A 12,552-nucleotide genomic window follows, 5' to 3' on the forward strand; every position below is an offset into this window, starting at 1 on the left:
CCCTCAGAGTTCCAGGGAAACATTGTCGATCAGGCGCGCTGCACTGGTGTACATAGCTCCCAGGATCGTGATTTCTTTATCGTCATCTGCCGCTGGCTGTAAATCCTTGCTGTAACAGATGGAGAAGTAGTCAACTCGAAAGCCACTCTCTTCAATTCGCTTGCGCGCCTCTGTCTCGAGGTCGGCGAAATCCCGGCGTCCAGCCACAATTTCATCCTTAGCCCAGTTAAGTAACTGGTTGAGTACAGCAACCTTCGGTCGCTCTTCCGCAGTGATATAACCATTGCGAGAGCTCATTGCCAAGCCATCTTCCTCACGGTGCACCGGCGCCGCCACAATTTCCACCGGCATACACAGGTCTTCCACCATACGGCGGATCACTGCTAACTGCTGGAAATCCTTAATCCCGAAAATAGCCTTATCCGGCTGCACAATGTTGAAAAGCTTCGAAACTACGGTGGTGACCCCTTCAAAGTGACCCGGTCGGCTGGCGCCGCACAGGACATCGGTCATCGCCGGACAAACCACGCGGGTCTGCTGGTCCATGCCGTTGGGGTAAATCTCACTCTCATCCGGATGGAACAGGAAGTCACAGTCCGCTTCCCGCAGGCTGGCCATATCCCGCTCCATAGTGCGCGGATACTTATCCCAATCCTCATTCAAACCGAATTGCAGTCGGTTGACGAAGATGGATACCACAACCAGATCGCAGTGTTGCTGGGCGATTTTGACCAGCTCTATATGGGCATCGTGCAGATTGCCCATGGTTGGCACAAAGCCGACGGTCTTGCCGTCTTTGCGGGCCTGGGCCAGCGCCTCGCGCAGACTTGCTACGTGGTGGAAGACTTGCATCTTGCTACCGCTCACTATGAATCAGCGCGGCATCATACTCGCTGAGACCAGGTGTCTCAACATAGCAAAATTGCCGCTCTCAATAAGATTTCGCCGCAGAATCCAGCCTGTGGCCCCGCCAGACAATCTCTGCCCATACCTGAACTATTAGTCACAATCTACGCCGTCGATTGCCGCCGAATTTTACCCCATTCAGTTCAGGAAGTGTTCAGACCCGCCAGGGCAAACTTCACGCCAAGATACACAAAAGACCTGATCTGAAAGAAAAGAGCCCCACGCTCGGGAGAGATGTTATGAAACACCTCACTACTGCCATCGCCACCCTAAGTCTGCTGCTGATCGCAGCACCCGCCCTGTCCGAGTCACATCGCGGACACCAGCGCGCCATGGACGACCACCACAAATATGGAAGAGCCGAACGCGAGCAGCGCCACTTAAAGAAACAGCACGACAAGCATCACGACCGCCAGCAGGAAAAGAAACGCCGCAGGCAAGAGCGCAAGAAAGAAGAGCGCAGACGTGAACGCAGAGAGGAGCGCCAGCACCGCCGCGAAGTTCGCCACGCCTATAAAGAGGGCTACAACAAAGGCTATAACAAAGGGCATAGGAAAGGCCACAAGCAGGGCCACCGCCACGAATATCGCGCGGCACACAGACCGGTTTACCGCCACGGTTATCGCGGCCACCGCCCCCACTACCGTCCCTCGCACTACGGTTATGGCTACCGCTGGCGCCACCTGCCGCGTAATTTCGTCAGTATCAGTATCGGAACAGCGGGCTTCTACTATAGCGATGGAATTTTTTATCGCCCGGCTTCTCACGGCTACGTAGTAGCCCAGGCCCCCCACGGTGCTATCGTGCACAGCCTGCCAGCATCAGCACTGACCGTGGCAGCCGGTGGACACAATTACTACGTGGCTTATGACACCTACTACCTTTGGGACCACAGCCACCGCGGCTACCGGGTTGTCCCCAAGCCGACCTATTACTGATTACTCAATCCCCCCTCCCTGCGGCCCTCGGGCCGCCTTTTTTTACTCAAATTTGCGCAGATCAATCACCTTCTTCAGCCCCCTGTCGCAGAGTGCAAAAGAGTTGGCCACCCACTCACTTCCCATTTACTTTTCAGTGCGCAAAAATTAGCGTTTTTTTATCTATAGTTATTGCTTTCCGGCCCTGCTGGGCCCAAGATTCGCGCCCGCCAAATATCAACAGAAAGGCGCCATGAAGAAGCAACAAGTAAAAGATTGGACTTGCGAAGATTCGGCCGAACTCTACGGCATCCGCAATTGGGGCGCCGGATATTTCGATTTGAACGAAAATGGTGAAATTTCACTGCAAGTCGACGGCCCCAACGGGGTAACACACAGTGTTTCGCTGATGGACATTGCCCGAGGCGCCACCGAGCGCGGCCTGGGTATGCCCCTGCTATTGCGTATTGAGAATTTACTCGAAGCGCAGATCGCCCGGATTAACGAATCTTTTGCCCGCGCTATCGACGATTGCGGCTACGGCAATGTTTTTCGCGGCGTGTTCCCCATTAAGGTGAACCAGCAGTGTCAGGTCATTGAAGAAATTGCCAATGCCGGACGCCGCTTTAACCACGGCCTGGAGGCGGGCAGTAAAGCAGAACTTATCGCTGCCCTGTCCATTCTGGATAACACCGAATCCCTGATCGTTTGCAACGGCTATAAGGACGAGGAATTTATCAACCTCGGACTGCAGGCCCAACGCCTGGGCGTACAGGTTTTCTTCGTTGTGGAAACGCCCTCGGAAGTGGAGACCATTATCCGCTGCGCCGAGCGCGAGCAGGTGCGCCCCAATATCGGCGCACGGGTAAAACTCGCCTCCAAGGTGGGCGGCTACTGGAATGCGACCAGTGGCGACCGCAGTATTTTCGGCCTGGGCAGTAACGACCTGATCGCCATGGTCGATCAACTGCGCAACCACGATATGCTCGACTGTCTCAAGTTGTTGCACTATCACCTGGGCTCGCAGGTACCGAATATCCGCGACATCCGCACCGGAGTTTTGGAAGCCTGCCGCTACTACGCCGATCTGGTGGAAGAAGGCGCACCCATGGGCTACCTGGATCTGGGCGGTGGCCTGGCGGTGGATTACGATGGCAGCAAGACCAATTACACCCACTCAAAGAATTACTCCCTGGACGAGTACTGTGTCGATGTAGTGGAAGCCATTATGGGCACCCTCGATAGCGAGGGAGTCGAACATCCGGTGATTATCACCGAATCCGGCCGCGCCACTGTAGCCTACTCCTCTGTACTGCTATTCGATATTCTCGACACTACCCGTTTCGAGCCGGTGGAGCTGGAGCACACCAAGATCAGCGAAGGCGACCACCAGATGCTGCTCAACCTGCAGGACGCAGTGCGCAGTATCACCCCCAAAAACCTGCAGGAGAGCTACAACGACGCCCTCTACTACCGCGATGAAGTGCGCTCTCTGTATCTGCACGGCCAGGTGAGCCTGCGCGAACGCGCCAATGCGGAAAACCTGTTCCTGCAGGGCGCCCAGGATATTCGCAAATTACTCGATGAGGCCGAAGAGATTCCCGCAGATCTGCAAGCTCTGCCGGAGGTACTGTCGGATATCTACTACGCCAATGTGAGCGTATTCCAATCGGTGCCGGATATCTGGGCTATCGACCAGGTATTTCCATTGTTGCCGATCCACCGCCTCGACGAAGCGCCGACGCGCTCCGCCATCATCGCCAACATCACCTGTGACTGTGACGGCAAGATCGACCGCTTTATCGGCCGGGAAAAAGAGCAGAAAACCCTGCCCTTGCACGAACTAAAAGATGGCGAGGACTATATCCTCGGCACCTTCCTGATCGGCGCCTACCAGGAAACCCTGGGCGACCTGCACAACCTGTTTGGGGACACCAATGTCGTGAGCGTACGCATTCAGGAAGACGGCAGCATCGACTTCAGCCACGAGATTCACGGCGACAGTATTTCCGATGTACTGAGTTACGTAGAATATCAACCCAAGGCGCTGTTCGAGCGCTTCCGCCGCCTGGCGGAACGCGCCGTGAAACAGGGGCTGATTACCGCTGCCCAGCGCAAGCAGATTCTGCAGACTTATACCGCCAGCATGAGCGGTTACACCTATTTCGAAAAGTAAGTTTGAATAATAAGGCGCCAGCGCCTTTGAAAAGATAGCGGCAATAAAAGCCGCAGATTAAGGAGATCTTTATGGCCAACGTACTGATCATCGGCGCCGGCGGTGTCGGCCAGGTGGTTGCGCACAAGTGCGCACAGGTTGCTGAGGTATTTGAGAATATCACCCTGGCAAGCCGCACCAAAAGCAAGTGCGACAAGATTGCCGCTATGCTGCCGCGCAAAATCGACACCGCTGAAGTAGATGCGGACAATGTGCCTGAACTGGTGAAGCTGATCGAAAAAGTGAAGCCGGACCTGGTCATCAACGTGGCCCTGCCCTACCAGGATCTGCACATTATGGATGCCTGCCTGGAAACCGGCGTGCACTACCTGGATACCGCCAATTACGAGCCGCCGGAAGAGGCCAAGTTCGAGTACAAGTGGCAGTGGGCCTACCAGGAGAAATTTGAGAAAGCCGGCCTGATGGCACTGCTGGGCAGCGGCTTCGATCCCGGCGTCACCAGCGTATTTACCGCCTACGCCAAGAAGCACCACTTCGATCGTATCCACACCCTGGATATTCTCGACTGTAATGCCGGCGACCACGGCCTGCCGTTCGCCACCAACTTCAACCCGGAAATTAATATCCGCGAGATCACCGCCAACGGTCGCTACTGGGAAAATGGCCAGTGGGTTACCACCAAGCCGATGGAAGAGAAACGCGTATTCAACTTCCCCGAAGGCATTGGCGATAAGGATATCTACCTGCTCTACCACGAAGAGCTGGAATCCCTGTCCAAGCACTTCCCGGAAATTGAGCGCGCGCGTTTCTGGATGACCTTTGGCGAGAGCTACCTGAAACACCTGGAAGTTCTGCAAAACGTCGGAATGACTAGCATTGAGCCGGTGGAATTCCAGGGCCAGCAAATTGTACCTATCCAGTTCCTTAAAGAGCTGCTGCCAGACCCCGCCAGCCTCGGCCCGCTGACCAAAGGCAAGACCTGCATCGGCAACATTATCCGTGGCACCAAAGACGGCGAAGAGAAAATCTACTACGTCTACAACACCTGCGACCACCAGGACTGCTACCAGGAAGTTCAATCCCAGGCGATCTCCTACACCACCGGCGTACCGGCCATGATCGGTGCCAAGATGATGCTGGAAGGCAAGTGGATGAAGCCCGGCGTGTGGAATATGGAGCAGATGGATCCAGACCCCTTTATGGATGACCTGAACAAGTACGGCCTGCCCTGGCAGGAAACCTGGTTGGATAAGCCCTTCCAGTAAATCGCTTCTTTCCCGACCTAGCGGGGCGGACTCCAGTGCCCGCCCCGCCGCACCAGGATATAACGCACCATGGACCTCACTCCCCCCGTTGACTATTTCGGCAGCTTCGATCCCTACCGCGTTCCCTCTCCCTGTTTTGTGATCGATGAAATTGCCCTGCGCAATAATTTGGCATTGCTCGCCGATGTACAGGAACGCAGCGGTGCCAAGGTACTGGCAGCGCTCAAGGCCTTTTCCATGTTCAGCACCGGGCCCATCGTGGCTGAATATCTATCCGGGACCTGTGCCAGTGGCCTGCACGAAGCCAAACTGGGGTTCGAAGAGTACGGCGGTCGCGACAAAGGCAAGGAAGTTCATGTCTTCAGTGCGGCTTACAAGAATGAGGAACTGCGGGAAATACTGCAATTTGCCCACCATGTAATTTTCAATTCCTTCTCCCAGTGGAAGCGTTTTCGGGAGTTGTGCCTGGATATGCAACAGCAGCGGCCAGAGCTGCGTTTTGGCCTGCGTATCAACCCTGAGCACTCCGAGGGCCACACCGATCTCTACGACCCCTGCGCCCCTTGTTCGCGCCTGGGCATCGTGCGCTCGCTGTTTGAAGGGGAGTCCCTCGAAGGCATCAGCGGCCTGCACTTCCACACGTTATGTGAACAGGATTTCAAACCTCTGCAGCGCACGATCGCTGCCGTGGAGGAGAAGTTTGGCGATCTGATACCACAAATGGAGTGGATTAATTTCGGCGGCGGCCACCATATTACTCGCCGGGATTACCAGGTGGATGAGCTGGTCGAAGCAGTGCGTAGCTTTTCCGACAAGCACAATGTACAGGTCTACCTGGAACCCGGTGAGGCCATCTCCCTGTTCGCCGGAGTCCTTGTGGCTGAGGTAGTGGATATCGCCTGGAACGGTGAAAACCAAGCCATCCTAGACGCCTCTGCCACCTGCCATATGCCTGATGTGCTGGAAATGCCCTACCGACCGGAAATTACCGGTGCCGCTCGCCCCGGTGACTTACCCCACACCTATCGCCTGGGCGGACAGAGTTGCCTGGCCGGCGACAGCATCGGCGAATACAGCTTCAGTCAACCACTGCGGATTGGCGAGCGACTGGTGTTCGAGGAAATGGCCTACTACACCATGGTGAAAACCAATACTTTTAACGGTATCCCCCTACCGGCTATCGCCCTGTGGAATTCGGATACCGACGACCTGAAGATGATCAAAACTTTCGGCTACGAAGATTTTAAGGAACGCCTCTCCTAAACAGTGCCGATAGAGATAGATGCGGCAGGCAATGAGTTATTGCCTCCGCCAGAGGACCAGTAGATGTTGTCAGAAAACGAATACCCCATTTTTCTCGGCTCCGAAATCGAGCAGCCGAAGCCGGAAGACGCCCTCTTTCACATTATCCCCATCCCCTATGAGGAAACCGTCTCCTACGGTGGCGGCACCGGCAAGGGCCCGGCCTCCATCCTGGAGGCATCCTGGCAACTGGAAACTTTTGACAACTTCTCCAACCCCTGTGACCTGGGCATCTACACCCGCTCGCCGGTCTCGGTTTCCGGCCCTGCAGAACAGGTGATGGAGAATATCGCCGCCGCCACCAAAGATGTGTTGGCGCTTGGCAAGATGCCGGTGGGTATCGGCGGTGAGCATTCGGTGACCTGGGGTATTATCAAGGGGCTACTGGACGCCGGCGAAACCGATTTTGGCGTGGTGCAGATCGATGCCCACGCCGACCTTCGCGATCGCTATGAGGGCCACAAACACAGCCACGCCAGCGTGATGCGTCTAGTGGTAGAAGCCGGTGTCCCCTTGTTCCAGCTGGGTATCCGCGCCTATTGCGAAGAGGAAGTGCAGGCCCGCAAGGACCACAACGTGGGCTATCTGGATGCCCACCAACTGGTGCCCAACAATGTGCAGGAATTCCAGTTACCGGAGAATTTCCCCAAGAAAGTCTTCTTTACACTGGATGTGGACGGTATGGACCCATCGGTCTTCCCTTCCACCGGCACCCCGGTACCCGGTGGTCTCGGCTGGTACCAGACCCTCAACTTATTCGAATCCGTTGCGCGACAAAGAGAGATTATCGGCTTCGATCTGCTGGAATTTGCACCGATCGAGGGCTTTCACGCCTATGATTTTGCCGCCGCACAGCTGATGTATAAGCTGATGGGAATCATTCAGCGCAACCGCTGACCACTGATCCAGCCTCCGGCACTTTGACAATTCTTAACCAATTAACCTGTCTTTAATGTCAGGATAAGGGTTAGTATGTCAAATGTGAGTAATCACTTCGCTGGAGAGACTGTGAATAAACTGAATGTCGTAATTGGCGCCAGTGCGTTCCTGGCGCTGGCCGCTTTTGCCTTTAGCCCACCGGCCGATGCGCGCGGTTATGAGCGCGGGGGAGATCATCGCCACCACCACCGTGGCGGTGTTTATCGCGGACCACGTGTTTCGATCGGATTTGTTGCGCCCGTACTACCCGTTGGCCATGTGCGTGTCGCAGTTGGCGGACGTCCTTTTTACTACCATGGCGGGCACTTCTACCGCCACGGTCCCCGTGGTTACGTCGTTGTCGCTGCCCCTCTGGGCGCCTCGGTAGTCACCCTGCCAACTAGTGCTGTCAGAGTCCATGTAGGCGGAATTACTTATTACCAGTACGCCGATGCCTACTATCAGTGGCACCCGGCTACTCGAACTTATGTCGTAGTAGCACCACCTGCAGTGGCTGTAGCTCCAGCACCCGTAGCCGTTGTTCCAGCGCCTGCGCCGGCTGTCGCCGTTCCTGTTGCAACGGCAGCAGCTCCCGCTACTGTGCCTGCAACCCCGAACCCGGGCCCTGAGGGTTTCCAGCCCGGACAAGTGGTGGAAACCCTACCCAATGGCTACGCCGCTGAAATTATCAATGGCATCCAGTACTACCGCTATGGCGGCAATTACTTTATGCCGACCCAGCGCGATGGCCAGGAAGTCTACGTAGTCGTCAAGCTGTAAGCGCGGCTTCGCTTTCCAGCCCGTGAAAACGGGCAAACTGCCCCAGAGCCCGGTGGTAACTCGCCTCCAGCGAGACACCGGGTTTCTTGTCCCAGTGCAGGGCCTCTACCCGCAATACACCCGCATCCCGATCAGCCTTCAAATCCACCTGCCCCACGAATTGATCGCCGTATAAAATCGGCAGGCAAAAATAGCCATAGCGGCGCTTGGCCGCCGGTACATAGCACTCCAATTGATATTCAAAATCAAACAGCCGGCGCAGGCGTTTGCGCTGCAATATCACTGGGTCGAATGGGGATAACAGGCGCACTTTGCGCGATGGTCGTACCGGCCCCCAATCCAGATGCTCGGTGAGCATCAGCTCTTTCCCCCACTGAGTGAGTTCACCGGTTGCCAACATGCGCTTAATTGCCAGCTGGATAAGGGGTTTGTCGTCCCTGCGCAGGTAAGCAATTTCCTCCACTCGGCCAATCCCCTGGCACCCCAGAAAAGTTCGCACCAGATGGCTGCCGTACTCAATTTCCGAGGCGGCATTGGTCGAGATTCTTGCTGGCAGTATCCGCTCCGGGAGATCGAAGACTTTTTGAAAGCCCTCCCGGTGGCTGACCATCAGCTCACCTTCATGAAACAACTGCTCCAGGGCTTTCTTTTCATCGGACCACTCCCACCATCCACTCTTGGTGCGCACAAAATCACTGGCCCGCAGAGCGCCCTCCTCTCGCACACGATCAAGAACATAGCGACACAGCTTGGCATTCTTCTCAAACCAGTGGCGCTGACCGGCGCGGATACGATCCATACGCACCCGCGCATAGGGGTAGTGGGCCATTGGCAGGTAGGCAGCGGCGTGGGACCAGTACTCGAAAATTTCGCGGTGCTCTTCAGCTTCAGCCAGGTGTGACTCGCGGTAACGGGGCAGGCGATTGTAGAGCTGGTGGTGGTGGGCCCGGGTAATTCGCTGGATAGCATCCAACTGTAGGGCGCCAAGATGTTGCAACAACCCCGACAATCCTTCAGTCCAAGAGCTGTGGATAAATTGGCGTTGCAGCACCAGTGCGCGGATCTTTTGCTCGGATAACAAGAAGTGGCTCCCCTAGGCTCGGATATTCGACAGCCGCGAACCTAGCAGAAAGGCTTATTCGCCCTGGTAGTATTCTGGCGCCAGATTGTCGAAGCGAGTGTATTTGCCCACAAAGGCTGCGCGGCAGGTGCCGATCTCACCGTTACGCTGCTTGCCGATAATCAACTCGGCCATCCCTTTATCCGGGCTGTCCTCGTTGTAGTATTCATCGCGGTAGATAAACAGGATCACGTCAGCGTCCTGCTCGATCGCCCCGGATTCCCGCAGGTCCGAGTTCATCGGCCGTTTGTTGGGGCGCTGCTCTACTCCCCGGTTGAGCTGCGACAGGGCAATCACCGGGCACTCGTATTCTTTCGCCAGCGCCTTGAGAGAGCGGGAGATCTCGGAGATCTCCTGGGTGCGGCCCTCAGTAGACCCCTTCACCTGCATCAGCTGCAGGTAGTCCACCATAATCATGGCGGGCATACTCTTGGCCTCGGCGTCTTCGCGGCTTAACTTGGGGTTCTCGCGCATCAATTTGTTGATGTGATCGCGCACCGTGCGCTTGGTACGGGCGCGCACCTCGCTGGGACTCAGTGCCGGCGTATCGTCGATATACAGGGACTTGCCTTTCATCTTCTGCACGGCGCTGGATAGCTTGGGCCAATCCTCTTCCTGCAGCTTGCCGTTCCTGATGCGCCCCTGGTCGATACGACCAATAGAGGACAACATCCGCATCACCAGGCTGTCCGAGGGCATCTCCATACTGAAGACCAGAGTCGGGCTCTCCTGGCAGAGCATGGCGCTCTCGATAAAATTCAATGCCAGTGCGGTCTTACCCATGGAGGGACGTGCGGCGAGAATAACCAGTTCGCCCGGCTGCCAGCCGGAGGTGCGCTGGTCCAGTTCGCTCAGACCGGTGCTGATACCGGTGATATCACCCTCGGTCTTGAACAGCTCATCGATGCGCTCGACGGTCTTTTTCAGCAGGGTATCCACGCCGACAAAGCCGCCCTCTTTGGCGCGCCCCTCGGCAATTTCCGCCACGCGGCGCTCGGCCATCTGCAGCAGATCGGCGGAAGCGAGGCCACCGGGATTAAAACTGGTGCGGCTGATCTCACCGGCGGCGGCGATCAACTGGCGCAGCATAGAGCGCTCACGCACGATCTTGGCGTAGGCGACGATATTCGCTGCGGAGGGGGTATTTTCGGCCAATTCCGCCAGGTAGGCAGGGCCACCCACTTCACCGAGCAAGTCGCGGCTGGCGAGGCCTTCGGCGAGAGTAACGATATCCAGGGGCTGTTCGCCATTGCTCAGCTCGCCCATAACCGCAAAGATCTTGCGGTGGCTGGCACTGAAGAAGTCCTCTTCACTCAGCTGTTCGGCAACGGCATCAATACGGCCCGGGTCCAGCATCAGGCCGCCGAGCACAGACTGCTCCGCCTCTACCGAATGCGGCAGGGGTGAACTCTCTTCGCTGTGGATCTCTTCTTCAGGGGCGGCGTATTCGTCGATCATGGGACTTTACTGGATAGTAAAAACAAAACAGGCGCTGGACCCGATAGGGTGCAGCGCCCGATTGTAGCGCGGCTGGCGCCCGAAGCACCAACCGTTCGTCAACAAAACCTTACTCGGCTTCGATAACGACTTTAACTGCAGCAATTACGTCGGAGTGCAGCTGTACGTCTACGTCGTACTCGCCCACTTCGCGCAGCGCGCCTTCCGGCAGCTTAACTTCAGCTTTAGCTACTTCAACGCCACCAGCGGAGATCGCTTCAGCGATGTCGCGAGTGCCGATAGAACCGAACAGCTTGCCTTCGTCGCCAGCGTTAGCAGCGATGGTAACAACCAGATCGGCCAGCTTGGTAGCGCGGCTCTCAGCTTCAGCCAGCTTAGCGGCAGCAGCGGCTTCCAGTTCAGCGCGCTTAGCTTCGAACTCAGCAATGTTTGCGGCGGTAGCAGCAATTGCCTTACCAGTCGGCAGCAGGAAATTGCGGCCAAAACCGGCTTTAACATCAACGCGGTCACCCACGTTGCCCAGTTTGCCTACTTTATCGAGCAGAATAACTTCCATCTCGGTTTCCTCAATTTCTGTATTGTGCGGGCGCGCTTATTTGGAAGAGCGTCCGCGAATATCTATCCAGCTATCTACCAGGGCCAGGCCGCAGAGGAAGCCCGCCAGGGGCAGCCCTCCAATCACCAGCATGATGTACATCGCCACCAGGGGACCTACTCCCCAACCGCGACTGGCAACCAGCCAGTGGACCAGGGCAATACCAGCTACCACCATCGGGAACGCAATCACAGCTCCCCAAAATGCGTAGCCTGGGGTTACCAAGCTGACTACCCACAACAACATGCTTGTCGCTGATAGCCACAGGGGCAGGCGCAGCTGGTGGAACTCCTGGCGGAAACCGCCGGGGTTGTACAGCAGGGCCTGCCAGTAACGCCCCAGTACCAGAGCCAATGTGGCGCTCATCGCCGATATCAGGCCCAGGTAACCGGTAATTTGCAATTCACCCGAAAATATCTGCTTCAGTTCATCCATTGGAACAGTATTGGGCTGTTCCGCTGCATTCTCGACTGCCTGCAAGAACCCTTGCATCAGTCCTCCACTGAAGAGAGAGGTCAGCAATATGCCTGCTGCCGATGCCGCCGTTACAGCCACCAGGCCAGCGGCCCAGGAGCGACTGCTGCGCAATGCCATGGCGCCGCAAAAAACTGCAACAAAATGGCCTGCGGATATACCAGTCACCAGTGGTGGTACATGACCACTCATACCCATAACGACAATCGGCAACAGAGCCCAGGCCAAAACCATCAGGCCGTCACTGCTGCCTCGGCGCAAACTCACCAGAGCGAGAATTGCCGGGCTTATCAGCGGAATCCCCAACATGGTGAGGATTACCGCCCTGACGCGTCCGCGCATAATAAATTCAGCTACGGCGCGCATATCTAGATAGCTTCTCTATTAATGAGTCTAAGCAAACTGCGGCTTAGGCTTCGTGGCTGTCCGTGTACGGCAGCAGGGCCAGGTAGCGAGCGCGCTTGACCGCAGAGGCCAGCTGACGCTGATACTTGGCTTTGGTACCGGTAATACGGCTAGGAACAATTTTGCCAGTCTCGGAGATGTAGGCTTTCAGGGTATCGAGATCTTTGTAGTCGATACGCTTAACACCTTCAGCGGTGAAACGGCAGAACTTGCGACGACGGAAAAAACGTGCCATC

The 12,552-nt window shown here is 56.4% G+C and carries 12 protein-coding genes; 6 read left to right on the forward strand and 6 right to left on the reverse strand.

What is annotated here, in order from left to right; translation table 11 throughout:
* Positions 1 to 3: 3 nt before the first annotated feature.
* Positions 4 to 852 carry a pantoate--beta-alanine ligase gene (gene panC / locus ACJJIN_RS16150; protein ID WP_444895400.1) on the reverse strand — a complete coding sequence of 283 codons (849 nt, stop codon included), beginning with the start codon at positions 850 to 852 and terminating at the stop codon, positions 4 to 6.
* Between the two features lie 293 nt (positions 853 to 1,145).
* On the opposite strand from panC, the gene ACJJIN_RS16155 reads away from it, so the two are divergent.
* From ACJJIN_RS16155 to ACJJIN_RS16180, 6 genes are all read left to right on the forward strand, one after another.
* Positions 1,146 to 1,844, forward strand: a complete 699-nt coding sequence (locus ACJJIN_RS16155; RefSeq protein ID WP_444895401.1) for a DUF6515 family protein — start codon at positions 1,146 to 1,148, stop codon at positions 1,842 to 1,844.
* Between the two features lie 232 nt (positions 1,845 to 2,076).
* Positions 2,077 to 3,999 carry a biosynthetic arginine decarboxylase gene (speA, locus tag ACJJIN_RS16160; protein WP_444895402.1) on the forward strand — a complete coding sequence of 641 codons (1,923 nt, stop codon included), beginning with the start codon at positions 2,077 to 2,079 and terminating at the stop codon, positions 3,997 to 3,999.
* A gap of 71 nt (positions 4,000 to 4,070) precedes the next feature.
* Positions 4,071 to 5,264: a saccharopine dehydrogenase family protein gene (locus ACJJIN_RS16165; RefSeq protein ID WP_444895403.1), complete on the forward strand. Its 1,194-nt coding sequence runs from the start codon at positions 4,071 to 4,073 to the stop codon at positions 5,262 to 5,264.
* Between the two features lie 69 nt (positions 5,265 to 5,333).
* The gene (nspC, locus tag ACJJIN_RS16170; RefSeq protein WP_444895404.1) at positions 5,334 to 6,527 is read left to right on the forward strand and encodes a carboxynorspermidine decarboxylase; all 1,194 of its coding nucleotides are present in this window, start codon (positions 5,334 to 5,336) and stop codon (positions 6,525 to 6,527) included.
* Positions 6,528 to 6,590: 63 nt separating this feature from the next.
* Complete coding sequence (gene speB / locus ACJJIN_RS16175; protein ID WP_444895405.1) at positions 6,591 to 7,463, forward strand: agmatinase; 873 nt, start codon at positions 6,591 to 6,593, stop codon at positions 7,461 to 7,463.
* Positions 7,464 to 7,574: 111 nt separating this feature from the next.
* Positions 7,575 to 8,264, forward strand: coding sequence for a DUF6515 family protein (locus tag ACJJIN_RS16180; protein ID WP_444895406.1), 690 nt, complete (start codon positions 7,575 to 7,577; stop codon positions 8,262 to 8,264).
* Here ACJJIN_RS16180 and ACJJIN_RS16185 read toward each other — a convergent pair.
* From ACJJIN_RS16185 to rpsR, 5 genes are all read right to left on the reverse strand, one after another.
* A complete protein-coding gene (locus tag ACJJIN_RS16185; protein WP_444895407.1) occupies positions 8,254 to 9,345 on the reverse strand; it encodes a winged helix-turn-helix domain-containing protein in 1,092 nt (363 codons plus the stop codon). The two genes, ACJJIN_RS16180 and ACJJIN_RS16185, sit on opposite strands and share 11 nt — an antisense overlap.
* Before the next feature lie 54 nt (positions 9,346 to 9,399).
* A complete protein-coding gene (gene dnaB / locus ACJJIN_RS16190; RefSeq protein WP_444895408.1) occupies positions 9,400 to 10,842 on the reverse strand; it encodes a replicative DNA helicase in 1,443 nt (480 codons plus the stop codon).
* Positions 10,843 to 10,951: 109 nt separating this feature from the next.
* Positions 10,952 to 11,398: a 50S ribosomal protein L9 gene (rplI, locus tag ACJJIN_RS16195; RefSeq protein ID WP_282930238.1), complete on the reverse strand. Its 447-nt coding sequence runs from the start codon at positions 11,396 to 11,398 to the stop codon at positions 10,952 to 10,954.
* Positions 11,399 to 11,434: 36 nt separating this feature from the next.
* The gene (locus tag ACJJIN_RS16200; protein WP_413664135.1) at positions 11,435 to 12,277 is read right to left on the reverse strand and encodes a YybS family protein; all 843 of its coding nucleotides are present in this window, start codon (positions 12,275 to 12,277) and stop codon (positions 11,435 to 11,437) included.
* A 43-nt stretch (positions 12,278 to 12,320) separates the two neighbouring features.
* The gene (rpsR, locus tag ACJJIN_RS16205; RefSeq protein ID WP_108731487.1) at positions 12,321 to 12,551 is read right to left on the reverse strand and encodes a 30S ribosomal protein S18; all 231 of its coding nucleotides are present in this window, start codon (positions 12,549 to 12,551) and stop codon (positions 12,321 to 12,323) included.
* Between the last annotated feature and the right edge of the window lies 1 nt (position 12,552).

Source organism: Microbulbifer maximicatervae (SeqCode) (genome assembly GCF_052467505.1).

Excerpts from the sequence above, each read along its gene's own strand:
- panC (WP_444895400.1), bottom strand. The coding sequence starts at position 852 with ATGCAAGTCTTCCACCACGTAGCAAGTCTGCGCGAGGCGCTGGCCCAG.
- ACJJIN_RS16155 (WP_444895401.1), top strand. The coding sequence starts at position 1,146 with ATGAAACACCTCACTACTGCCATCGCCACCCTAAGTCTGCTGCTGATC.
- speA (WP_444895402.1), top strand. The coding sequence starts at position 2,077 with ATGAAGAAGCAACAAGTAAAAGATTGGACTTGCGAAGATTCGGCCGAA.
- ACJJIN_RS16165 (WP_444895403.1), top strand. The coding sequence starts at position 4,071 with ATGGCCAACGTACTGATCATCGGCGCCGGCGGTGTCGGCCAGGTGGTT.
- nspC (WP_444895404.1), top strand. The coding sequence starts at position 5,334 with ATGGACCTCACTCCCCCCGTTGACTATTTCGGCAGCTTCGATCCCTAC.
- speB (WP_444895405.1), top strand. The coding sequence starts at position 6,591 with ATGTTGTCAGAAAACGAATACCCCATTTTTCTCGGCTCCGAAATCGAG.
- dnaB (WP_444895408.1), bottom strand. The coding sequence starts at position 10,842 with ATGATCGACGAATACGCCGCCCCTGAAGAAGAGATCCACAGCGAAGAG.
- rplI (WP_282930238.1), bottom strand. The coding sequence starts at position 11,398 with ATGGAAGTTATTCTGCTCGATAAAGTAGGCAAACTGGGCAACGTGGGT.
- ACJJIN_RS16200 (WP_413664135.1), bottom strand. The coding sequence starts at position 12,277 with ATGCGCGCCGTAGCTGAATTTATTATGCGCGGACGCGTCAGGGCGGTA.
- rpsR (WP_108731487.1), bottom strand. The coding sequence starts at position 12,551 with ATGGCACGTTTTTTCCGTCGTCGCAAGTTCTGCCGTTTCACCGCTGAA.